Here is a 20,733-nt window from a genome sequence, read left to right on the forward strand (position 1 = left end):
CTAGCGGCGAAATACTGAAACGTGTTCTAATTTCTTCGTGCCGATCGCCATCACCGAGGATCAGCTCGCCCTAGCCGACTCGATCCGGTCTTTGACCAAGGCCGGTGAACCGTCCTGGCCCGATCTCGCCGCGCTCGGCATCTTCGGGATAACCCAGCCAGAGGCCGTGGGAGGCGCGGGCGGTTCAGCTGCCGACCTCGCCGCGGCGCTTGAGCAATTAACCCATTCGGGGGTACGAGGTCCGCTCTTGCCGACCCTCCTCGCTGGACTGATCCTGGGCGAGCATCCCCTCCAAAACGCCATCATGACTGGCACAGCGACGGTGGCCCTGCAAGTGTCACCAAACGGACCTGTCCTGTGCGCCGGCGAATCCACCCACGTGCTGCTGAATCCCGCGCCAACGCAGTGGACGCTCGCCTCCGCCACCGACCTCACCTTCGACTCCCTCGACCACATCGACTTAACCCGCACCCTTGGCAACCTTCGCCCCTCGGCCGCTGCGTCAGTCGCGGGCCTTCCCGCAGCGACTGTCGCGGTCGGTCCCGGTTCGGGTGGCGTCGCGGTTGACGGCGGTCTTGGCGAGGCGGCTGTCGCGGTCGGTCCCGACTCGGGTGGCCTCGCTTCGAGTGTCGGGGGTGACGCCGGCCTTGACGCGGGCGGCGTTGGTGAGGGTCGCGAAGCAGCGGGCGAGTCGGTGACGTTTGACGGGGATGTGCGGGACGTGTTCGCGATGTTGGCGGCTGTGGAGGCTGCTGGCGTGGCGAGCTGGTGTGTGCGGACCGCCGCCGAATACGCGAAGGTCCGTGAACAGTTCGGCCGAGCGATCGGGTCGTTCCAGGCGATCAAGCACCTGTGCGCGGTCATGCACGCGCGAGCCGAAGCGGCCAGCGTGGCCGCGTGGGATGCGGCCCGGGCGTTTGGCGCTGCTGAGTTTCCGCTCGCGGCGGCTGTCGCGGCCACGGCCGCACTCGACGCAGGCGTCGACAACGCCAAGGATTGCATCCAGGTGCTCGGTGGCATCGGCTTCACGTGGGAGCACGACGCGCACCGCTTCCTGCGCCGGGCCTTGTCGCTACGGCAGCTGCTGGGTGGCAGTGACCCATGGAAGCGGCGTGCCGCGGAACTAGCCATGTCAGGTGCGCGAAGGACCCTGACTGTCGGCGTTGGAGACTCGGCCGTCGCGGCGCGAGTGGCCGCCATCGCCAGCCTTCCTCCTGGCGACCAGCGGGCCGCGATGGTTGATGCTGGAGTGTTTCTCCCGTCCAGCCCACGGGAGGCACTGGCTATCGATGAGGAACTGGCCCGCGCCGGACTGACTCGCCCTGACCTGAAAATCGGGGCGTGGGCGGTGCCAACGATCCTGCAGCACGGCACGCAGGAGCAGAAGAATCGCTTCGTGCGGCCGACCCTGCTCGGTGACCTGGTCTGGTGCCAGCTGTTCAGCGAGCCCGGAGCTGGCTCGGATCTGGCCGCACTGCGCACGCGGGCTGACAAAGTGGACGGTGGCTGGAAGCTGACCGGGCAGAAGGTGTGGACCTCCCTCGCCCGCGAAGCCGACTGGGCGATCTGCCTGGCGCGCACGGACACCACCGTGCCTAAGCACAAAGGCATCACTTACTTCCTCGTCAAGATGGACTCACCCGGGCTGGACATCCGCCCCCTGCGCGAAATCACCGGCGAGACGATCTTCAACGAGGTCTTCCTTGACGACGTCTTCGTGCCTGACGATTGCCTCGTGGGCGCTCCCGGTGACGGCTGGAAGTTAGCGCGCACGACGCTGGCTAACGAACGGGTCGCCATGGGCACCGGATCGTCAGTCGGTGCTGAGGTGGAAAAGCTGCTGCAGCAAGCGAAAGAGCCAACCGCGGGCCTGGGCACCCTGGTCGCCAATGGAACCGTGATCACGCTGTTGAACCTGCGCGCGACATTGGCGGCACTTTCTGGCCAGAGCACGGATTCGACGGTCCGCAAACTGCTTGGTGTCGCCCATAGACAGTCCGTCGCGGAATTCGCCTTGGAGACGGCAGGCCTGAACGGAGCGGTCAGCTCCGACGTCACCCATCAGTTCCTGCTCACCCGCTGCCTGAGCATCGCGGGTGGCACGACACAGATCCTGCTTTCCGTTGTGGGCGAGCGGGTTCTAGGGCTACCGAGGGAGCCATAGTGGACTTCACTTACAGCGAGACTCAAGAAGCGGTCTTACAGGCCGCAACGGAAGTCCTCGATTCAGCCGCACCCGAAGCGGCGTGGAAGGCACTCGGCCAAGCCGGGTTGCTATCCCTCGCCTTGCCCGAATCGCTCGGCGGCGACGGCCTCGGCGCGATCGAGACCGGCATCGTCCTCACGGAACTCGGCCGTCGCGCGCTCGTGACGCCAGCGTTTCCCGCGCTATCGTTATCGCTCGCGTTAACACGCCTCAACCGTGCCGACCTCCTCACCGCCGACACCTTCCTCACCTTCGCTCTCGCCCAGCCGCGACTCAAGCCAAGCCTCACCTCCGCACAGGCGGCCCTTTCGTCCACCGCATCCGTGCCGGGCAGCGCATCCGCGCAAGCCGCTACTCCCGCGCCTGGCACAGCATCCGCGCCGAGCGCCATGGCGGCTTCCGTGGAAGGCGCCACGTCCGCGGCGAGTGGAGGGCGGAAGGTGGCGGCGCCGTTCTTGGCGGAGGCGAGCCGGGTGTTGCTGGTGGGGCGGCGCGAGACAGCGGTGGCTGCGGCGTCCGATGTGGAGCCTGGGTTCTCGTCGAGTGGGCTGGCGGAGAGTAACGCGACGCTGACGGCTGGGCAAGCCGTGGGCGGAGACGTGTTTCCTTACTTGCTGTCGGGCGCGATCGCGATGGTTGACGGTTTGCTCGCGGGGGCTCTGGATTTGACGACGGCTCATCTGCGTACCCGCGAGCAGTTTGGAAAGCCGTTGGCCACCTTTCAGATCGCGGCGGGCCACATAGCCGACGTTTATATCGCCTGGCGCACCACCCACTTGCTCGCGCTGTCGCTGGCGTGGGGACTCGACACGGGCAAGGACGTGAGCGCCGATGTCGAGGCGGCGGAGCACTGGCTGGAAACCGAAGCGCTGAAAGCATTGCGGACGTGTCATCACCTGCACGGCGGGATCGGGCTCGATGTGACCTACCCCCTGCACCGGTACTACTCCCTCGTGAAGGATCTGACCCGGTATGTACATCGATCTCACTGACGCGCAGCGCAAGCTGCAAGCGGAGTTACGCGAATACTTCGCCGGGCTTATGACGGCGCGGCAGCGCGAAGTCCTGATGACACAACGGCATGGGCCGGTCTATCGCGAGATCATCAGGCAGATGGGCAGCGACGGCTGGCTCGGCGTGGGCTGGCCGGTGGAGTTTGGCGGGCGTGGGTTCGGGCAGATCGAGCAGCAGATCTTCGTGAACGAGGCGGCGCGTGCAGACGTTCCGCTTCCGGCGGTTACCTTGCAAACGGTCGGGCCGACGTTGCAGGAGCACGGGACGCCGGAGCAAAAGGAGTTCTTCCTGCCGCGGATTCTGGCGGGGGAGCTGCATTTCGCGATCGGTTACACCGAGCCGGGCGCGGGAACGGACTTGGCGTCACTGAACACTCGTGCCGTGCGCGATGGCGACGAGTATGTCGTGAATGGACAGAAGACGTTCACCACGGGCGGGCACGACGCCGAATACATCTGGCTGGCGTGCCGTACGGACGCGCAAGCGCCCAAGCACAAAGGGATTTCCATCCTGATTGTGCAGACAAACGATCCGGGCTATTCGTGGACTCCCATCATCACGGCCGATGGCGCGCACCATGTCAACGCGACCTACTACGAGAACATCCGCGTTCCGGCGAGCATGCTGGTGGGCAAGGAAAACCAGGGCTGGCGGCTGATCACCACCCAGCTGAACCATGAGCGTGTCATGCTCGGCCCGTCGGGGCGCATTGCCGTGCTCTACGACCGGTTGCACACCTGGGCGGCACAGAACGGTTTGCTGGACGAGCCCGATGTGGCGGCCGCGTTGAGAGAGACACGAGTCGCCTTGCGTGTCAACGAATTGCTCAACTGGCAGGTCGCGACCGCGGCTACGGTCGACATCGCTGACGCCAGCGCGACCAAAGTTTTCTCTTCCGAACGGCTCCAGCGCCTCAACGAGGTTCTGGAAACGGTGGCGGGCCGCTACAACGCACCAGTGGCGCTGCGGCGCTGGCTTGACGTGCAGGCGAAACGCAATCTCGTGCTGACTTTCGGCGGCGGGGTCAACGAGATTCAGCGTGAACTCATCGCCACAGCTGGACTGAACTTGCCGAGGGTTCCCCGATGACAGACATCGCGAAGATCGCCGAAGAGGTAATGGCGGCTGGGCTGTGCAGCCCACGGGCCGGGCGTGATCCCGTCAATCAGGCGATGATCAACAACTGGACGGAAGCCATCGGCGACACCAATCCCCGCTATCTGGAGTGGGAAGCGCCGCCCGCGATGACTCAGGTGTGGACCATGCGTGGCCTGCATCCGGTGTCCACCCCAGACGATCCGCTTCAGATCATGTCGAAGGCGCTCGACGACGCCGGGTACACCTCTGTCGTGGCCACGAACTGTGAGCAGAAGTATTCGCGTTATGTGCGCATCGGAGAAGAACTGACGGTCCGCACGCGGCTGGAAAGCTATGCGGGGCCGAAGAAGACCGCGCTCGGTGAAGGCTGGTTCTTCACCACCGAGAGCACTTGGTACGCAGGCGTTGAACCCGTGGCGACAATGCTTTTCCGGGTGCTGAAGTTCAAGCCGGGTGCCGCTGGTTCGGTAGGCAAACCGATCCAGCCGCTCGTCTCCCGCGACACGTCGTTCTTCTGGGACGGCGCGGTCGAAGGCGAGTTACGCATTCAGCAGTGTGGCAAGTGCGGGCTCTTGCGGCATCCGCCCGGGCCCACGTGCCCGTCGTGTGGCGCGGCAAAACCAGGTTACGTGGTCGCCGCCGGCACCGGCACGGTCTATAGCTTCGTCGTGCACCACCACCCACCGGTACCAGGTAAGCAGTTGCCCTTCGTAGTGGCGCTCGTGGAGTTACCCGAAGGCGTGCGCGTGATGGCCGAGTTGCGTGAGGTGGACCCGGCGTCCGTCCACATTGGCATGCCGGTGCAGGTGGGCTTCGCTCCCGTTGGCGATTTCGTGCTCCCGGTGTGGCATCCCGCCGGTTACACGCCGCCCGCCAAACCTGTTTACGCCTCAGACCTTCCCGAGCTGACCTTCGACGTCACCCCAACGCTTGTCGTGAGCACCGCGCTGGCGACTCGCGACTTCCAAGACGTACACCACGACCGGGATCTAGCGGTCGCTCGCGGTTCCAAGGACATTTTCGTCAACATCCTCACCACGACCGGGCTCGTGCAGCGGTTCGTGACGGACTGGGCGGGACCCGAGGCCGACGTGCGGCGGATCGCGATCAAGCTCGGTGTGCCTTGCTACGCCTACGACACGCTGACGTTCACGGGCGTGATCGCCCATCGGGACGGCAACGAGCATGTCATTGAAGTGACCGGCCGCAACAGCCTCGGTGCGCACGTCACCGGAACCGTGGAGGTGACGTTGCCATGACACTGAACGCGGCGATTGTGGGAATCGGGGCCACGGAGTTCTCCAAGGACTCGGGGCGCAGTGAGCTGCAGCTCGCGGTGGAAGCCGCGCGTTCGGCGCTGGCTGATGCAGGTCTGCGACCGTCCGATGTGGACGGCATCGTGGGCTTCGTCATGGACAGCAACGCCGAAATCGCCCTCGCCCGCGAGCTTGGCGTGCCAGAACTCAGCTTCTTCAGCAAGATTGGCTACGGCGGCGGAGCCGCGTGCGCGACGGTCCAGCAAGCCGCCATGGCCGTGACAACCGGGATGGCCAAGACCGTGATCTGCTTCCGGGCGCTCAACGAGCGCTCGGGACACCGGTTCGGTCAGGTGTCCGTGGCGGCGGCCAGTCAAGTGAACACCTCGGGGCTCGACAACAGCTGGCACTACCCGATGGGACTGGGCACGCCGGCGGCCACGGTCGCTATGGCTGCCCGGCGCTACATGCACGTATTCGGTGCGACGTCAGAAGACTTCGGCCGCGTCGCCGTCACGGCACGCGGCTATGCGGCCACGAATCCGCACGCCTGGTTCTACAAGCGGCCCGTCACGCTCGCTGAGCACCAGCAATCGCGGCTGATCGCCGAGCCATTGCGCCTGCTGGACTGCTGCCAGGAAAGCGACGGTGCTGTGGCCATCGTCGTCACCTCAGCGGACCGTGCCCGCGACTTGGCCCAGCCACCCGTGCACATCGCCGCCGCCGCTCAAGGCAGCGGACCGGATCAGTACATCATGACCAGCTACTACCGCGATGAGCTCACGGGACTGCCCGAGATGGGGGTCGTGGCACGTCAGCTGTGGGCACAGTCCGGCCGTAACGCGTCCGATGTGGACGTCGCGATTCTCTACGACCACTTCACGCCCTACGTTCTGATGCAGCTGGAGGAGCTGGGCTTTTGCGGCCGTGGCGAAGCCGGGGCGTTCGTCGCGGCGGGGAATCTGCCGCTGAACACCCACGGCGGTCAGCTCGGCGAGGCTTATATCCACGGCATGAACGGCATCGCCGAGGGCGTACGCCAAATCCGGGGCAGCGCCGTCAACCAGATCGCCCACACGGCAACGGTTCTGGTCACCGCCGGCACCGGTGTCCCGACCTCCGGGCTCGTGCTCAGCTCTTGACAGCAGGGCCAATAGCGGTTCAGTGTGGTCCGCGTCACATTGTTCCGTCCCTATTGGAGGCGACATGAACTTTGTCGTGGCTGTGCTCATCGGTGTTGTCGCTGGACTGGGAGGCTGGTTCCTGGTCAAGGACAAGAAGCCGAACGCCATCTGGATGGCGCCGGTCGCCGGTGTTATCGGAGCCGTTGCCGCATCCGCCATCGCGACCGCTGTCAGTGAACCGGGCTATGGCATCAAAGAAATCGCGCTACAGGTCGCCCTCGCGGTCGGTGCGGTCGCCCTGGTGGTGTTCCTGCCCATGGGAGCAGCGTCCAAAGCAGAGTGATCGTGAGGCAGGCCGCCGGTGATCCGGCGGCCTGCCTCAGTTGTAGGTGATGAGGGCGTTGTCGAGCGCCGGAGCGTCCTCGCGGTCCGCCACGGTGGTTATGACCGCCAGACCTTCGGCGGTCTGCCAAACCCGCGTACGCAGCGTTTCGCCCGGGTAGACCACGCCCGCGAAACGCGTTGAGTAAGAAGCCAAGCGAGACGCGTCGCCACCGAGACACTCGTCGACAACAGCCATGCACACCATGCCGTAGGTACACAGCCCGTGCAGAATCGGTGCCGGGAACCCTGCCATGGCAGCGAAACCGGGGTCGATGTGCAACGGATTCAAGTCACCACACAGCCGGTAGAGCGCAGCCTGCGCCGGGAATGTTGGCGTCAGGATCTCGTGATCCGGAGCCCGATCGGGGACCTCGGTAGCGGTTGACGGCCCACGGGAGCCGCCAAAGCCGCCTTCACCGCGCACGAACATGCTGATCCGGGAGGTGTAGTACTCGCAAGACGTCTCCGTCACGATGATGGCCGCTGAACCCTTGTCGTAGACGTCGACGATGCGGGAGGTCGCCGTGACCGACCCCGACGCCGGGATCGGTTTGTGCATCACGAGTTCCTGGCGCCCATGCAGCGTTTTGAAGAGGTCGACCTCGATGCCCGGCATCACCAGGACCGGAGGTTCCGTGTCGCGCAGCGTCGGCATCACCTGAGAGAACGTGGGCAGAACCTGCAAATCACGCTCGTACACATAGGACAGTGCCGTCGGCTTCGCTCCGAGGGCCAGGTGATAGAGCAATACGTCAGAGGCGGACCAGCTCATGTCCCGTGAGGGCAGCTGGGCTCCCACGGCGACGGTCGGATCGATCGGCACGGCTCAGTCCTCCTTCTTCGCCATGTCGAGCGCGGCCAAGTACCCAAAAGTCATGGCGGGACCAATGGTGGCCCCGGCGCCGGCATAACTGTGGCCCATCACCGCGGCGCTGGCGTTACCTGCGGCGTATAGCCCGGGAATGATGCTGCCATCCTCGCGCAGCACGCGTGAGCGCTCGTCAGTCACAAGACCGCCCTTGGTGCCGAGGTCTCCGGGCCAGAGTTTGAACGCGTAGAACGGTGCTTTGAGCAACGGGGCAAGGTTGGGGTTGGGTTTGTTACGCGGATCGCCGTAGTAGCGGTCATAGGTAGATTCGCCCTTGTGGAAGTCTTCGTCCACGCCACGTTCCGCGAAGCCGTTGAACCGCGACACTGTCGCCTCCAATGCGGACGGTTCCACGCCGATTCCCTTGGCGAGCCCGTCTAGCGTGAGGGACTTGACCAAAGCACCGGCCTCGTACCAGCGCCGGGGAATGGGCTGTCGCGGCCCGAGTCCAGCGAAGAGGTAACTGTTGCGATAGCGCTGGTCGACGATCAGCCACGACGGCACACTGCCCGCGTCATACATCGCGTGCACAGCGTCCACATATGGCGCCGCCTCGTTGACGAACCGCTTGCCTTCCTGGTTCACGATGATGCAACCGGGAAGACTGCGCTCGGCAAGGCAGAAGTAGGGGCCACCGGAGAGCAGGAAGGACGGGCCCCACCAGGCGTCGTCCATGAGCGCGACGGCCGCGCCCGCGTCGAGCCCAGCCTGGATGCCGTCACCGGTGTTCTCCACAGCGCCGACTGTCCAATCAGCAGTGATCGGCGAGCGCTGGTACTTGGTGCGCATCTCTTCGTTGCGTTCGAACCCGCCAGAAGCGATGAGAACGCCCCGCCGGGCCCGGTAAACCTTGTCGGCGGTGCGAACCCCCGCGACCCGTTCCCCGTCCATGACGAGCCCCGTGAGCGGTGTCCCCAGGAGCACGGGCACGTCCTTGCGGAGCAGCCCGGCACGCAGGCCAGCGATGAGCGCCTGGCCCATGCTCAGCAGCTTGCGCCCCAGGATCCGCGAGATTACCGTGCGGATGCCCACACGAATGCCGCGCAGAAAAGCCCTGGGATGGCGTGTGCCTAGACTGAGCCACTTATAGTCGGCCGCGGTGACGGTAACGCCACGGGTGGAGATGTAAGGGGGGTTGAGTTTGCTCAGCTCTGGACCGAGGACCTTGCCGTTGAGCGGCGACGGCTCGATCGTGCGGCCGCGGGCTTTGCCGCCCGGCAGCTCGGGGTAGTAGTCGGCGTAGCCGGGAACCCAGGCGAAGCGAAGCGGCGTTTCCTTCAATACGAAGTCGAGCATCGCGGGCCCGTGCTCCAGGAACGCCTTCTGCTTAGCCTCGGGAGCATCACTATTAACAACGTGCGACAGATAAGTGACTGCATCCTCCGGCGAGTCGATCACCCCGGCTACCCTCAAAACACTGTTGCCAGGGATCCAGACCCCACCACCAGATCGGGCGGTTGACCCACCGAAATGCTCCGCTTTCTCGATGACCACAGCGGTTAGACCGTGGTGCACTGCCGTAAGCGCCGCGGTCATGCCTGCCGCACCACTGCCAACAATTACAACGTCAAACTCAGCCTCGTTCAGAGTCACTAGAACAGGTTATAGTTTTTGCCATTGAAGGGCTAGCTCAGGGGAGGGACCAGTGTCCGGTCATTGGGACTTAGAGGCTGATGTGGTCGTGGTTGGGCTAGGTGCCGCCGGCGCTAGCGCTGCGATCGAAGCAGCTGAAACAGGTGCCAATGTTGTGGTGCTGGACCGGTTCAACGGCGGTGGTGCGACCGCCCTGTCCGGTGGTGTTGTCTACGCCGGTGGTGGCACTTATTTCCAGCAAGACGCTGGTTATCAGGACTCACCCGGCGCGATGTTCAACTACCTGCGCACCGAAGTCGATGGCGCGGTGTCCAACGAGACCCTGCTGAAGTTCTGCCAGGAGAGCATTTCGATGCTGGACTGGCTGGAGGACCAAGGCGTTCCGTTCGACAGCTCGCTCTGTCCGTTCAAAACCTCATACCCGACAAATGACCACTACCTGTATTTCTCAGGGAGTGAACAGTCTTTTAGCGACGTAGCCCCGCCAGCTCCGCGTGGCCACAGGACTTACGCTAAAGGCACATCAGGCGGGCATTTCTACGAGAAGCTGCTCGAATCAGTCGTACGCAACGGCGTCATGATCAAGCGGCAGACCACGGCGCAGCGCCTCATCACCGACAATGACGGACAAGTCATCGGGGTGGAGTGCCGCACGCTCACGAAAACCAAGCTGCACCAGAAGCTATCCAAGTGGGCCGCTAAGCCCCTGCTCTACTACCCGAAGCTCGGGCGGTTTCTCCACAAGCAGGCCCTGCGGCTAGAAGCCAAGTACGCCACCACCTTCCGGGTGCGTGCGCGCGAGGGCGTCATCCTCGCGGCCGGTGGCTTCATTCACAACCGCGAAATGATGGACCAGCACGCGCCGAACCACAAGGGCGGCTTGCGTTTGGGCACACCCGGCGACGACGGCAGCGGCATCAAACTCGGCGTAGCCGTTGGTGCAGCAACCGGGCACATGGACAGCATCTCCGTGTGGCGGTTCATCACGCCACCGGCGGCGCTAACCAAGGGCGTGCTCGTTGGCAAAGACGGCCGCCGCGTGATCGAAGAGGGGCGCTATGGCGCCGCGATCGGCGACGCCATCATGGATAACCACGGCGGCAAGGCATGGCTGGTCGTGGACAAGCACATTCTGCGCGAGGCCAGGCGCCAGGTGACCTCGCAAACCCTGTGGTTCCAGCGCTTGCAAACGTGGTATCTCCTGCTGAGCGCCCGCAAGGGCCTCGGCCGCATCGACCGGGCGGGTTTCGCCGCCACGATGAAGGAAATCGGTGCCAGCAAAGAACTTCAGGAGCCCTATTACCTCATCGATTGTTCGGTTCGCCCTCGTGTTGGTTTCCCCGCCCCGATGCTGACCCTTGGTGGCATCGTCGTGGATGAGGAGACCGGCCAGGCGAAGCGGGAAGACGGTTCCGCTATCCCGGGCCTTTACGCCGCCGGGCGCAACGCGGTTGGCATCGCCTCGAACTCTTACGTCAGCGGGCTATCCCTGGCCGACTGTGTGTTCTCGGGCCGCCGCGCTGGCCGGCACGCCGCTAAGAGCGTGCCCGCCGGCCTGCGCCGTGTGATGACCGTTGACGAACCGCAGCGGGAGCAGCTGTCCGCCATCGATGAGGAAGTCAACTGGTGGCGGTCGATCTGAGGCGTCAATCGAACGAGACGTGGACTTCGTCGCTGAGCGGCAGCGACTGGCACGACAAGATGTAGTTCTCGGCGAAGTCCTCTTCTTCCAAGATCTCGTTCTTAATCATCTTCACCTCACCTGACCGAAGCCGGCACGCACAGGTGGCGCACGTGGCTTCGCGGCAGGAGAACGGTGCGTTGATGTTGTTTTCCAGCAACAGGTCCAGCAGCTTCGTGCGCACCGGCCAGTCGAGGACATAGGTGTTGTTGTAAAGCTCCACGGTCACCCGTGCCATGCGTTCGGATTCGGGCTTTGGCTCGAACGGGTTGTCGGTCATCGAAATGAACCGTTCAACGTGGACCTCCTCGGCGCAACCGGCGGCGCAATCCATGAAAGCGTCCGGTCCGCACACGAAAACCTCGTAGCCGGGGTGGCGCGACGCGAAGTCCCGCAACCGTTGTGCCGTCGGCAGTCCGTCGACGGTGTCGATCCAATGCACGACGGTCAGCCGATCCGGATGCTGCGCCACCAACGCGTCGAGCTCCGCCTTGAAGATGACGGATTGCTCATCGCGGTTGGCATATCCCAAAACAATTTTGGGGGTACCAAGTAGCAGCGCCGATTTCAGGATGGACATGCAAGGCGTAATCCCGCTCCCGGCGGCCAGGAGCAGCAAGTCGCGGCTCCAGTCAGCCGGTGTGAACACGCCGCCCGGCGCCTGAGCCTCCAATGTCGACCCAGCCGAAAGGTTGTCACACATCCAGTTTGAGCCCACGCCGGTGGGAATCCGCTTCACCGTGATCTTCGGCAGCTCCCCGGAGTGCGGGGAACTCGACAGTGAATACGAACGCGCCACGTCCCCCGCGCGGAAAGTCAGGAACTGCCCGGGGTTGTAGGACCAGCTCGCCGGAAGGTCCAGCACGAATGAACGGGCGTCTGGCGTCTCGTCGATGACGTCAAGCACGCGAACCACTTCAGCCACCGGTCACCTCCACACGTCCTTCTGCCACAGCAGAATCGATACTTTGGCGCAAGCGCTCGCATCCCCGGCTGCGAGCGCTGTCGATCCCCTGAAACTCCAGGCACTTCGCGACCGAAGGCGCGCTCCATTGCACGCTCGTGTGCACCATGCTGTGCTTGCGCACGCCGACCTGTGCCCCACAGCTGAGGCACTCCACCGGCTGCAGATCGTGCAGCAGCTCGTCGCGTTCCATGGCTATGCCTTGCGAGCGAGGTTCTCGGCCACTTCCTTCTGCCACGCCTCGTTGGCCTTCGTGGTGTCCACTTCGAACTCGAACCGGGCGACCATGTCATCTTCGACGTCTTCCACGTCGACGTAGAACTGGTCGTACCAACGGCGCAGCTGATAGACCGGGCCGTCTTCTGGGGTCAGCAGCGGGTTGTCGATGCGCGCCTTGTGCTTCCACACCTCGACGTCTTGCTCGAAGCCGATCGACAGGCTGTTGGCGAACTTGACCGCGGCGCGGTCAGCCTGCTCGCTGGACAGGCCCGGCAACCGCTTCATGATGACGCCCCACTGCAGCATGAAGGAGTTGTTCGTGATCGGATAGTGGCAGTTGATCAGGTAGCTCTCGATCGGGATGCCTTTGAAGTCGTGCCACAGCCGGTCGATCATGTAGGACGGGCCGTGATAGGCGGCGTCGGACTTGAGCCGCGTATCTTCCCCGGTGTATCCACTCGCGACCTCGATGTCGGGGCGCCCCTTGGTTTCCAGGTATTGCGCCGCGACGTGTCCCTCGAAGACATTCTTGAAGAACGTGGGGAACGCGAAGTGAATGTAGAAGAAGTGCGCCATGTCCACGACGTTGTCGATGATGTCGCGGCAGTTGGCGCCCTCGATGCGCAGCGAGTTCCAGCTCCACTGGCTCCACTCGTCGGAGAAGGCCTCGTCGATGCGCGGGATCGTCACGTGCGCGGGCGGAGGGTTCCCTTGTGGATCGTTCCAGACGAACAGCTGCTTGTTTTGCTCCATCGTGATCCAGGAGCGGGTGCGGGCACGTGGCGGAATGCGCTGTGCGTAGGGCACCAGCGTGCACTTGCCGTCGCCGCCCCAGCGCCAGTCATGAAAAGGGCAGGCGACGGAATCTCCTTTGACCGTGCCCATACTGAGGTCACCGCCGAGGTGACGGCAGGCGGCATCGAGCACGTTCAGCTTGCCCGCTGAATCCGCGAAGACCACCAATTTGGTCCCGAACGCTTCAACCGCGTGCGGGCCGCCTTCACGGAACCGGTCGGCGAGCCCCAGACAGTGCCATCCTCTGGCGAACCGGGCCGGGATGGCTCCGGCTTCGATGGTCCGGACACTCTCAGTGTCAGTCATGGCTCTCCTTCAGCTCTTACAGCCGTCCTGAAACAGGTTATAGACTCTTTCGCAGCGTGCGCTAGACTAACGCCCATTGCATACTAGAACACGTTCTAGTTTACGCGGGAGGCCTGATGAGCGGAAAAGTTGGCGACGAAGTACTGGCCGGGATCGAAGAACTGCTGCCGGTGCTGCGTGACCGGGCACAGGAGGCCGAAGACCGCCGCGTGCTTTCGTCAGAGAGCGTCAAATCGCTTGAGGAAGCTGGCATGTTCCGGCTCCTTCAGCCCAAGACTTTCGGCGGATATGAGGCCGATCCAGTCACTTTCTACGCCGCGGTCCGCATGATCGCGAGTGCTTGTGGCTCGACCGGCTGGGTTTCGTCGGTGCTAGGGGTGCACCCCTGGCAGCTTGCTCTGTTCGCCCCACAGGCGCAGCAAGATGTGTGGGGCTCCGATGAGAACACCAGGATGTCTTCGTCTTACGCGCCCACGGGCAAGGCGACCCCGGTCGAGGGTGGATTCCAGCTAAGTGGACGGTGGAGCTTCTCGTCTGGCTGTGACCACGCGACGTGGGTGCTGCTGGGCGGCATGGTGTGGGGTGCCGACGGCAAGCCGCAGGACTATCGCACGTTCCTCGTGCCACGCAGTGAATACGAGATCGTTGACGTTTGGGACACGGTCGGCCTGCGCGGAACGGGCTCCAACGACATCGTCGTCAAGGGGACGTTCATCCCGGAGTACCGGGCGCTGTCCATTGTTGACACGGCCAAGTGCGCGACACCGGGACACGAGATCAACAAATCGTCACTTTACAAACTTCCGTGGGGATCGATTTTCCCGTACGCCATCACCACGCCCATCATTGGCATGGCCACGGGAGCCTATGAGACGCACGTGGCGATGCAGCGGGAACGTGTCCGCGTGGCCTACCTCGGGCAGAAGACCGCCGAGGACCCGTTCGCCCAAGTCCGCGTCGGTGAAGCGTCGTCGGAGATTGACGCCGCGTGGGCGCAGCTAGAGCTCAACATGCGCGAGCTCATGCGCTATGCCGACGCTGACGAGAAGATCCCGATGCCGTTGCGGCTGCGGATCAGGCGTGACCAGGTCAAGGCCACCGGGCGGTCCATCAACGCGATCGACCGGCTGTTTGAGAACTCTGGCGCTCGCGTGATCGCGATGGGGACACCGTTGCAGCGCTTTTGGCGCGACGCGCACGCGGGCCGCGTACACGCGATCAATGATCCTGAAAGGGCTCTTTCCATGTATGGACAGGGCGAATTCGGGGTTCCCTTCACGGATGCCTGGGTTTAAGCATGAAGCTGCACTTCGAAGAAGCCGGCACCGGCGCTCCCGTGGTGTTCCTGCACGGTGGCGGTCCGGGTGCCACGGGCCGCAGCAACTTCGGCCCCAACTTCCCGGTGTTCGCTGAGCATTTCCGGGCGATCCTCGTCGACCAGCCGTGTTTCGGCCAGTCGATGGCGATGTCGCAGGTGGAGGGACACTATTTCACCTACGCGGCCGACGCCTTGGTGGCGCTCCTTGACGATCTGGGCATCGAGAAGGCACATCTGATCGGCAACTCCCTCGGTGGCGGCACGGCGGTTCGTTTCGCGTTGCGCCACCCCACCCGCACGGACCGTTTGGTCCTGATGGGCCCGGGTGGGTTGAGTATCAACGTTTTCTCGCCGGATCCGACCGAAGGAACCAAGCGTCTCTTCGAGTTCTCGGCTCCGCCCGGGCCGTCCAAGGAGAAGCTGGCGGTCTTCCTCAAGACGCTTGTCTACGACCAGTCTCTGGTGACCGATGAGCTGATTGAGGAACGGTTCGCCTCGGCGGCCTCTCCCGAAGCGCTCAAGGCGATGTATGCGATGGGCAAGTCCTTCTTGGACCACGCGACTGCCGAACAAGGCATGCTCTGGCGCGAGGCGCACCGCGTCAAGCACGAGACGCTGCTGATCTGGGGACGCGAGGACCGGGTCAATCCGCTCGACGGTGCGCTGATGGCACTCAAGACGATGAAGAACGCTCAGCTGCACGTCTTTGGCAAGTGCGGGCACTGGGCCCAGTTGGAGAAGTTCCACGAATTCAACCGGCTCGCGATCGACTTTCTGAAGGGGAATGCAGCATGACCGGCATCAGATCACTGGGCTACCTCCGGGTGTCCGCGACCGACACCGGTGCCTGGCGGGAGTTCGGCACGAAGATCCTTGGCATGGTGGAAGGCAAGGGCCCCAACGCCGACGCCGTCTACTTGCGCATGGATGACTTTCCGGCACGGATCGTCGTCGAGCCTGGTTCCGAAGACCGCTTGACGGCGTCGGGCTGGGAAGTCGCGTCCGCCGCTGAGCTTGCCGCCGTTCGGGAAAAGCTGGAAAGCGCTGGCATCGCGGTGAAGGACGCCTCGGCTGAGGAGCTGGCGGACCGCCGGGTGCTGGGGATGGTGCACTTCACGGACCCTCTCGGCAATGGCCACGAGGTCTTCTGGGGCGCGGCACTGGCGAAGCGGCCGTTCGTCAGTCCTTATGGGACAAAGTTCGTCACGGGTGACCTGGGCATGGGCCACGTCGTGCTTCCAGCGCTGGAAGACGACAAGGCGCTTGACTTCTACAGCAACGTGATGGGGTTCAAGCTGCGTGACTCGATGCGCATGGATCCGCGTGCGTTCGGTGCCCCAGCTGACATGCCTCCTTTGTGGATGCGGTTCCTCGGTGTCAACGAGCGGCATCACTCGCTGGCTTACGGCCCGATTCCGTTCCCCAGCGGCATCATCCACCTCATGATCGAAGTGGATTCGCTTGACGGCGTCGGGCAAGCGCTAGACCGCTGTCTGCGCAACGGAATCGAGCCCTCGGCATCGCTCGGCAAGCACACCAACGACCACATGGTGTCGTTCTACGTGAAGACGCCAGGCGGATTCGACATCGAATACGGCACCGGCGGCATGCTCGTCAACGACGTCGCCTGGATCAGCCGGGAAACCACGGCGATCAGCGTGTGGGGCCACAAATTCGCCGCCGGCGGCGGGCACCACTGATGACTATAGAACCCGACCGGTTTCGCCAGGTGTTAGGACACTTCTGCACCGGCGTCACCGTGGTGACCAGTGTGGAAGCAGGCGTTCCGGTCGGTTTCGCCTGTCAGGCCTTCGCGGCTCTGTCGCTCGATCCGCCCTTGGTGCTGTTTTGCCCCGGCACGAAATCCTCGACGTGGCAGCGCATTGAGCGGGCAGGCTCGTTCTGTGTCAACGTGCTCGCGGAGTCGCAGCGCGAGACTTCCCGCATTTTCGGGACCGCCGGCGCGGACAAGTTCGCCAGCGTCACCTGGAAACCGTCGCCGGGCGGTCTGCCCATTTTGGATGGTGCGCTCACCTGGATCGACTGTGCCATCGAGAAAGCGACGGAGGCCGGCGACCACTTCATCGTCGTTGGCCGGGTCCTCGAACTGGGCCCGATCCGCGACGAGCGGCCGTTGCTGTTCTATCGCGGGCGTTACAGCTCAACGGTTCCCGACCCGGTGCCCGGACCACCAGAGGTCGTGGACACCCTGCTTTCGTGGGCGCGGCACACCGACTGGATTTAGGTCCGGCGCAGCTGAGCCAGCGAAGCCTTGAACTTGGCGGTTTCGGGTGACTCCGGCGGCTTACCCAAGATCCCGTTGGTGGCAACGTCGGCGTCGTCAATCGCGGTGGGGTTGACGCTCCAAAGCGCGGCCAGCTCCATGATGGTGCCCTCGCGCGGCACCGCGGTGTAGTTCTCGTCGTCGTTGGCTTCCGCAGCGGACGCGATGCCGATGCCGAGCTGGTGCTCTTCCTCGGTCGGCACACCTTCGCAAATGGTGACCGATCCGTCGCCCCACACCACAGCGCGCGTAACGCTGCCGTCGATCGCGCGTCCCCACGCGTAGTAATCAGACACGCGGTGGGTGCTGAAGAACTGGACCTCGCCGAGCTGTTCGCTCAGGCGGGCAAGCCATTTCGGCACGTTGATCGGACCGCCGCCAACGGCATCGTCGAAGTCGATGCGACTGTGCGCCAGGGTCCAGCCGTCAACCGGAGCACCAACAAAGAGGCCATCGCGGTAGGCACGCTCGGTGCCCACGGCCCAGCTGGCCTCCTCGCGGTCAGCCAGACGCAGCACGTCAGCGACTTCCGCCGGGGTGCGATCGCGCACGGCGATCCAGGATGTCTTAAAGCCGATACCCATGACCCGGGAGCTTAGCTCAGAGCCGACGATTCCAGGCGATTCAGATGAGCCGAAGCTGACCCGAACAACTGGGCGGCGCTGTGTGCACGTTTGAAGTAGCGGTGAGCGTCGTGTTCCCAGGTGATGCCGATGCCGCCGTGCAGCTGAATCATCTGTGCCGCAACGGCATTGAGCGCCTCCGTGCAGTGGACACGGGCGACCGCGGCACTGTCGGGCCGCCCATCGAGCGCGGCTAGGTAGGCCGAGCGTGCCGTCTCGACAAGGACAAACAGGTCGGCCAGCCGGTGCTGAATCGCCTGGAAACTCCCAATTGACCGGCCAAACTGGACCCGTGTTTGAACATAGTCGACGGTGATCTGCAGGGCGCGGGCGGCCGCACCGGTTTGCTCCGCGGCGAGGGCCACACACGCGACATCCCGCAGCCGCGCCACATTAGGCGCACCAATGAACTCGGCCGGCGTGTGGTCTAGTCGCAGCACGCCGAGGGGGCGGGTCTCGTCCATCGTCGCGACCGGCTCAGGCGAAACGTCGACCCGGAACAGGCCGATGCCGCCGTAAGTCAGGTGCGCCAGGGCAAGCGTCACGTCTCCGGCGAGCACGAAATGCGCCTCACCGGTAAGACGACCGTCTTCGGCGGTGAACGCGACCGTTTCTGGCTCCCACCTGCCATTGCCGTCTGTCCAGGCGAGCGATGCGGTCACCTCGCCGGAAGCTAGCTCAGGCAGCAAGTCGTGGTTTTCTGTCAGCAGAATCGCCTGCGTGGCAAGGATTGCCGAGCCGAGCATGGGCGCTGCGGAAAGGACGGCACCCAGTTCTTCAAGCACGACACATGCTTCGGCCAGGCCGGCCCCCGCACCACCGGATTCCTCCGGGATGAGCAGGCCAGCGACACCAATCTCCTTGGCCAGCCTCGGCCAGGCGTCATCGCCGGTCGCCAGCAGCGAGCGAACCGCGTCACGAAGGGCTTCAAGCTCGTTCACAGTGACTCCAGTAGCCGATTGCGATGCCAGGACGCGGTGCCCCAGGCCGGGAGGAGTGCTCTGGCCTTCACGAGCCAAAGACTAAAGTCATATTCTCGGGTGTACGCGATTGCGCCGTGCACCTGAAGACCGGAGCGCGCCGCGAGTTGAGCCGCCGCGCTAGCAGCCACCTTGGCAGCGGAAATGTCCTGTGGCGCCAGCGATTCAGCCGCACTGTAAACCAGCGGCCGGGCGAAGTCCAGAGCGATCCGCACGTCAGCGAGATGGTGCTTGACCGCCTGGAACTTCCCGACCGGCTGTCCAAACTGGACTCGCTGCTGCACATAAGCCACGGACAGATCCAGCATCGCCTGCCCGAGGCCGGTCAACTGCGCGGCACAGGCCAATGCGCCCAGGTCAAACGCCCTGTCATTTCGGCCGCCAATGAAATGTTCGCTCTCGATGTGGCTTAGGTGGCGGGTGGGGTCGACGGAAGCGACAGTTTCGCCTGGGGTGCCGCCGAAGGGAAGCGCTGCGATGTGGGCGTCCACGGCGAAAGGTTGATGTGGCGGCCAGGCTAGCGTGGCTAGCGTCTCGCCGGAGGCGAAGCGTGGCAACCATTGCGAGGCTAGCGAGGCCACGTCGGAAGCGCGGGCAACGGCGGGATCTGCGGCGGTTTCCGGCAGGCGGGAAAGGATCAGCGAGGGGACAACCGCGACGGATTCAATCGCGGGGCCGGGGACGGCGTGGTGTCCTAGCTCCTCGAACGCGATCACGAGGTCTGTCGCGGTCGCTTCGAGACCGTCGTATTCGGCGGGGATCGCCAGAGCGGTGACGCCGAGGTCGGCCAGCTTGCGCCACATGGCAAGGCCGGGCTCGCAGGAGCCGGCCGCCCACGCCCGCGCTATCGACGGGACGTCTGAGGCAGCGAGCAAGCTATGTAACGAAGAGCGGAACTGTTCCTGTTCAGGGTTCATCGGGGCAGCCCTAGCAGTCGTTCGGCGATGACGTTGCGCTGCACCTCATTGGTGCCGGCGTAGATGGTGCCCGCGAGCGAGAAGAGGTAGCCATCCGTCCACCGGTTCGCCAGCTCCGCTGACGGACCGAGCACGTCGAGTGCTGTCTCGTGCAACGCTATGTCCAACTCGGACCAGAACACTTTGCCAGCGCTGGATTCCGCGCCCAGGTGCCCGCCCGCGTTCAGCCTGGCCACCGTCTGGAACGTGTGCTGCTGATAGGCGTGTGCCTTGATCCAGCAGTCAGCGACGCGATCCCGAAGCAGCGGATCGGACCCGTGCTCACGCCACAGCGCGATCAGGCGGCGGGCCGTCGCGACGAACCGCCCCGGGCTGCGCAGCGAAAGCCCGCGTTCGTGGCTTGCCGTGCCCATGGCGATTTTCCAGCCTTCGCCTGGTTCCCCGATGACGTCTTCATCGGCCACGAAGGCGCCATCGAGGAAGATCTCGGCGAAGCCCGTTTCCCCATTCAGCTGCTCAATAGGACGGACCGTCACGCCCGGCTGGCGTAACTCGAACATCACATAGGTGAGCCCGCGGTGGCGCTCGCCGGAGGAGCGGAAGAGCCCAAAAGCCTTGTCGGCGAACGCGGCCCGGCTGCTCCACGTCTTCTGCCCGTGCAAGGTCCAGCCACCGTCCACTTTGGTGGCTGCCGACCGGATAGCCGCCAAGTCGCTGCCCGCTTCCGGCTCTGACCACGCCTGGGCCCAGACGTCATCGGCCCGGGCCATCCCCGGCAGATGCCTGGCCAGCTGCTCCGCCGTCCCGTGCGCGAACAGTGTTGGCGCTAGGAGAAACAGCCCGTTCTGGCCGACCCGGATCGGAGCGTCGGCCGCCCAGTACTCTTCTTCGAACGTCAGCCAGTCCATCAGCGAGGCGTCCCGCCCACCGAACTCGGCCGGCCAGGAAACGGCCGCGAGCCGGGCGTCATAGAGTTGGCGTTCCCACTCGCGGTGCAGCAGATTGCCTTCCGCCGTGTCCAGCGATGGCAAGCCATGCGGCGCATGTTCGGACAGAAACGCGCGCACCTCATCGCGGAACCCGGGTGTCACACCACGTGCCGC

20 protein-coding genes and 1 pseudogene are annotated in these 20,733 nt (G+C 64.3%); 12 read left to right on the forward strand and 9 right to left on the reverse strand.

What is annotated here, in order from left to right:
- Positions 1–37 precede the first annotated feature (37 nt).
- The 7 genes and pseudogenes from A3E1_RS0135680 to A3E1_RS0135705 all read left to right on the forward strand — a co-directional run bounded on the left by A3E1_RS0135680 (position 38) and on the right by A3E1_RS0135705 (position 7,041).
- Entirely contained in the window at positions 38–2,164 is a 2,127-nt protein-coding gene (locus tag A3E1_RS0135680; RefSeq protein ID WP_020525626.1) for an acyl-CoA dehydrogenase family protein, read from the forward strand.
- Positions 2,164–3,198: an acyl-CoA dehydrogenase family protein gene (locus A3E1_RS48705; protein WP_020525627.1), complete on the forward strand. Its 1,035-nt coding sequence runs from the start codon at positions 2,164–2,166 to the stop codon at positions 3,196–3,198. The genes A3E1_RS0135680 and A3E1_RS48705 overlap by 1 nt, the downstream gene beginning before the upstream one ends.
- Positions 3,179–4,309, forward strand: coding sequence for an acyl-CoA dehydrogenase family protein (locus A3E1_RS0135690; protein ID WP_020525628.1), 1,131 nt, complete (start codon positions 3,179–3,181; stop codon positions 4,307–4,309). The genes A3E1_RS48705 and A3E1_RS0135690 overlap by 20 nt, the downstream gene beginning before the upstream one ends.
- A pseudogene (locus A3E1_RS48710) lies at positions 4,306–5,166 on the forward strand (bifunctional MaoC family dehydratase N-terminal/OB-fold nucleic acid binding domain-containing protein); the annotation flags it as partial. The gene A3E1_RS0135690 and the pseudogene A3E1_RS48710, both read left to right, overlap by 4 nt.
- Complete coding sequence (locus tag A3E1_RS48715) at positions 5,161–5,577, forward strand: MaoC family dehydratase (protein ID WP_281167420.1); 417 nt, start codon at positions 5,161–5,163, stop codon at positions 5,575–5,577. The pseudogene A3E1_RS48710 and the gene A3E1_RS48715, both read left to right, overlap by 6 nt.
- Positions 5,574–6,716: a lipid-transfer protein gene (locus A3E1_RS0135700; protein ID WP_020525630.1), complete on the forward strand. Its 1,143-nt coding sequence runs from the start codon at positions 5,574–5,576 to the stop codon at positions 6,714–6,716. Before A3E1_RS48715 ends, A3E1_RS0135700 begins: the two co-directional genes overlap by 4 nt.
- 64 nt (positions 6,717–6,780) lie before the next feature.
- A complete protein-coding gene (locus A3E1_RS0135705) occupies positions 6,781–7,041 on the forward strand; it encodes a hypothetical protein (protein WP_020525631.1) in 261 nt (86 codons plus the stop codon).
- 36 nt (positions 7,042–7,077) lie between these two features.
- Here A3E1_RS0135705 and A3E1_RS0135710 read toward each other — a convergent pair whose 3' ends face one another.
- Positions 7,078–7,905, reverse strand: a complete 828-nt coding sequence (locus A3E1_RS0135710) for a MaoC/PaaZ C-terminal domain-containing protein (RefSeq protein WP_020525632.1) — start codon at positions 7,903–7,905, stop codon at positions 7,078–7,080.
- Positions 7,906–7,908: 3 nt separating this feature from the next.
- Positions 7,909–9,543, reverse strand: a complete 1,635-nt coding sequence (kstD, locus tag A3E1_RS0135715) for a 3-oxosteroid 1-dehydrogenase (protein ID WP_020525633.1) — start codon at positions 9,541–9,543, stop codon at positions 7,909–7,911.
- Between the two features lie 52 nt (positions 9,544–9,595).
- Here kstD and A3E1_RS43875 point away from each other — a divergent pair, with 52 nt between their 5' ends.
- On the forward strand, positions 9,596–11,185 hold the full coding sequence (locus tag A3E1_RS43875) for an FAD-binding protein (protein WP_083929776.1): 1,590 nt from the start codon (positions 9,596–9,598) through the stop codon (positions 11,183–11,185).
- Between the two features lie 4 nt (positions 11,186–11,189).
- Here A3E1_RS43875 and A3E1_RS0135725 read toward each other — a convergent pair whose 3' ends face one another.
- From A3E1_RS0135725 to A3E1_RS0135735, 3 genes are read right to left on the reverse strand one after another with little or no spacing between them, the layout of a single operon-like run.
- Entirely contained in the window at positions 11,190–12,149 is a 960-nt protein-coding gene (locus tag A3E1_RS0135725) for a ferredoxin--NADP reductase (protein WP_020525635.1), read from the reverse strand.
- Positions 12,142–12,381: a hypothetical protein gene (locus A3E1_RS43880; RefSeq protein ID WP_020525636.1), complete on the reverse strand. Its 240-nt coding sequence runs from the start codon at positions 12,379–12,381 to the stop codon at positions 12,142–12,144. Before A3E1_RS43880 ends, A3E1_RS0135725 begins: the two co-directional genes overlap by 8 nt.
- Positions 12,382–12,383: 2 nt before the next feature.
- Positions 12,384–13,508: a Rieske 2Fe-2S domain-containing protein gene (locus A3E1_RS0135735; protein WP_020525637.1), complete on the reverse strand. Its 1,125-nt coding sequence runs from the start codon at positions 13,506–13,508 to the stop codon at positions 12,384–12,386.
- A gap of 116 nt (positions 13,509–13,624) precedes the next feature.
- Between A3E1_RS0135735 and hsaA the strand changes: the two genes are divergently transcribed.
- Genes hsaA through hsaB form a run of 4 tightly spaced genes read left to right on the forward strand, consistent with a single transcriptional unit; the run spans position 13,625 to position 17,071 of the window.
- Positions 13,625–14,803 (forward strand): 3-hydroxy-9,10-secoandrosta-1,3,5(10)-triene-9,17-dione monooxygenase oxygenase subunit, encoded by a 1,179-nt coding sequence (gene hsaA, locus A3E1_RS0135740; RefSeq protein ID WP_020525638.1) that lies wholly within the window; start codon positions 13,625–13,627, stop codon positions 14,801–14,803.
- 2 nt (positions 14,804–14,805) lie between these two features.
- Positions 14,806–15,621 carry a 4,5:9,10-diseco-3-hydroxy-5,9,17-trioxoandrosta-1(10),2-diene-4-oate hydrolase gene (gene hsaD / locus A3E1_RS0135745; RefSeq protein WP_020525639.1) on the forward strand — a complete coding sequence of 272 codons (816 nt, stop codon included), beginning with the start codon at positions 14,806–14,808 and terminating at the stop codon, positions 15,619–15,621.
- Positions 15,618–16,526 carry an iron-dependent extradiol dioxygenase HsaC gene (gene hsaC / locus A3E1_RS0135750; RefSeq protein ID WP_020525640.1) on the forward strand — a complete coding sequence of 303 codons (909 nt, stop codon included), beginning with the start codon at positions 15,618–15,620 and terminating at the stop codon, positions 16,524–16,526. The genes hsaD and hsaC overlap by 4 nt, the downstream gene beginning before the upstream one ends.
- Positions 16,526–17,071: a 3-hydroxy-9,10-secoandrosta-1,3,5(10)-triene-9,17-dione monooxygenase reductase subunit gene (gene hsaB, locus A3E1_RS0135755; protein ID WP_026209152.1), complete on the forward strand. Its 546-nt coding sequence runs from the start codon at positions 16,526–16,528 to the stop codon at positions 17,069–17,071. The genes hsaC and hsaB overlap by 1 nt, the downstream gene beginning before the upstream one ends.
- On the opposite strand, the gene A3E1_RS43885 is transcribed toward hsaB, so the two are convergent.
- The 4 genes from A3E1_RS43885 to A3E1_RS0135775 are packed head-to-tail and all read right to left on the reverse strand — an operon-like array spanning position 17,068 to position 20,721.
- Entirely contained in the window at positions 17,068–17,694 is a 627-nt protein-coding gene (locus tag A3E1_RS43885; RefSeq protein WP_020525642.1) for a hypothetical protein, read from the reverse strand. The genes hsaB and A3E1_RS43885 overlap by 4 nt on opposite strands.
- Before the next feature lie 11 nt (positions 17,695–17,705).
- Positions 17,706–18,674 carry an acyl-CoA dehydrogenase family protein gene (locus A3E1_RS0135765; protein ID WP_020525643.1) on the reverse strand — a complete coding sequence of 323 codons (969 nt, stop codon included), beginning with the start codon at positions 18,672–18,674 and terminating at the stop codon, positions 17,706–17,708.
- A complete protein-coding gene (locus tag A3E1_RS0135770; protein ID WP_026209153.1) occupies positions 18,671–19,630 on the reverse strand; it encodes an acyl-CoA dehydrogenase family protein in 960 nt (319 codons plus the stop codon). The genes A3E1_RS0135765 and A3E1_RS0135770 overlap by 4 nt, the downstream gene beginning before the upstream one ends.
- Complete coding sequence (locus tag A3E1_RS0135775) at positions 19,627–20,721, reverse strand: acyl-CoA dehydrogenase family protein (protein WP_026209154.1); 1,095 nt, start codon at positions 20,719–20,721, stop codon at positions 19,627–19,629. The genes A3E1_RS0135770 and A3E1_RS0135775 overlap by 4 nt, the downstream gene beginning before the upstream one ends.
- Between the last annotated feature and the right edge of the window lie 12 nt (positions 20,722–20,733).

Source organism: Catelliglobosispora koreensis DSM 44566, from assembly GCF_000379685.1.
Taxonomy (GTDB): Bacteria; Actinomycetota; Actinomycetes; order Mycobacteriales; family Micromonosporaceae; genus Catelliglobosispora; species Catelliglobosispora koreensis.

Excerpts from the sequence above, each read along its gene's own strand:
- A3E1_RS43880 (WP_020525636.1), bottom strand. The coding sequence starts at position 12,381 with ATGGAACGCGACGAGCTGCTGCACGATCTGCAGCCGGTGGAGTGCCTC.
- A3E1_RS0135770 (WP_026209153.1), bottom strand. The coding sequence starts at position 19,630 with ATGAACCCTGAACAGGAACAGTTCCGCTCTTCGTTACATAGCTTGCTC.
- A3E1_RS0135700 (WP_020525630.1), top strand. The coding sequence starts at position 5,574 with ATGACACTGAACGCGGCGATTGTGGGAATCGGGGCCACGGAGTTCTCC.
- hsaC (WP_020525640.1), top strand. The coding sequence starts at position 15,618 with ATGACCGGCATCAGATCACTGGGCTACCTCCGGGTGTCCGCGACCGAC.
- hsaA (WP_020525638.1), top strand. The coding sequence starts at position 13,625 with ATGAGCGGAAAAGTTGGCGACGAAGTACTGGCCGGGATCGAAGAACTG.
- A3E1_RS43885 (WP_020525642.1), bottom strand. The coding sequence starts at position 17,694 with ATGGGTATCGGCTTTAAGACATCCTGGATCGCCGTGCGCGATCGCACC.
- hsaD (WP_020525639.1), top strand. The coding sequence starts at position 14,806 with ATGAAGCTGCACTTCGAAGAAGCCGGCACCGGCGCTCCCGTGGTGTTC.
- A3E1_RS0135735 (WP_020525637.1), bottom strand. The coding sequence starts at position 13,508 with ATGACTGACACTGAGAGTGTCCGGACCATCGAAGCCGGAGCCATCCCG.
- hsaB (WP_026209152.1), top strand. The coding sequence starts at position 16,526 with ATGACTATAGAACCCGACCGGTTTCGCCAGGTGTTAGGACACTTCTGC.
- A3E1_RS0135690 (WP_020525628.1), top strand. The coding sequence starts at position 3,179 with ATGTACATCGATCTCACTGACGCGCAGCGCAAGCTGCAAGCGGAGTTA.
- A3E1_RS0135705 (WP_020525631.1), top strand. The coding sequence starts at position 6,781 with ATGAACTTTGTCGTGGCTGTGCTCATCGGTGTTGTCGCTGGACTGGGA.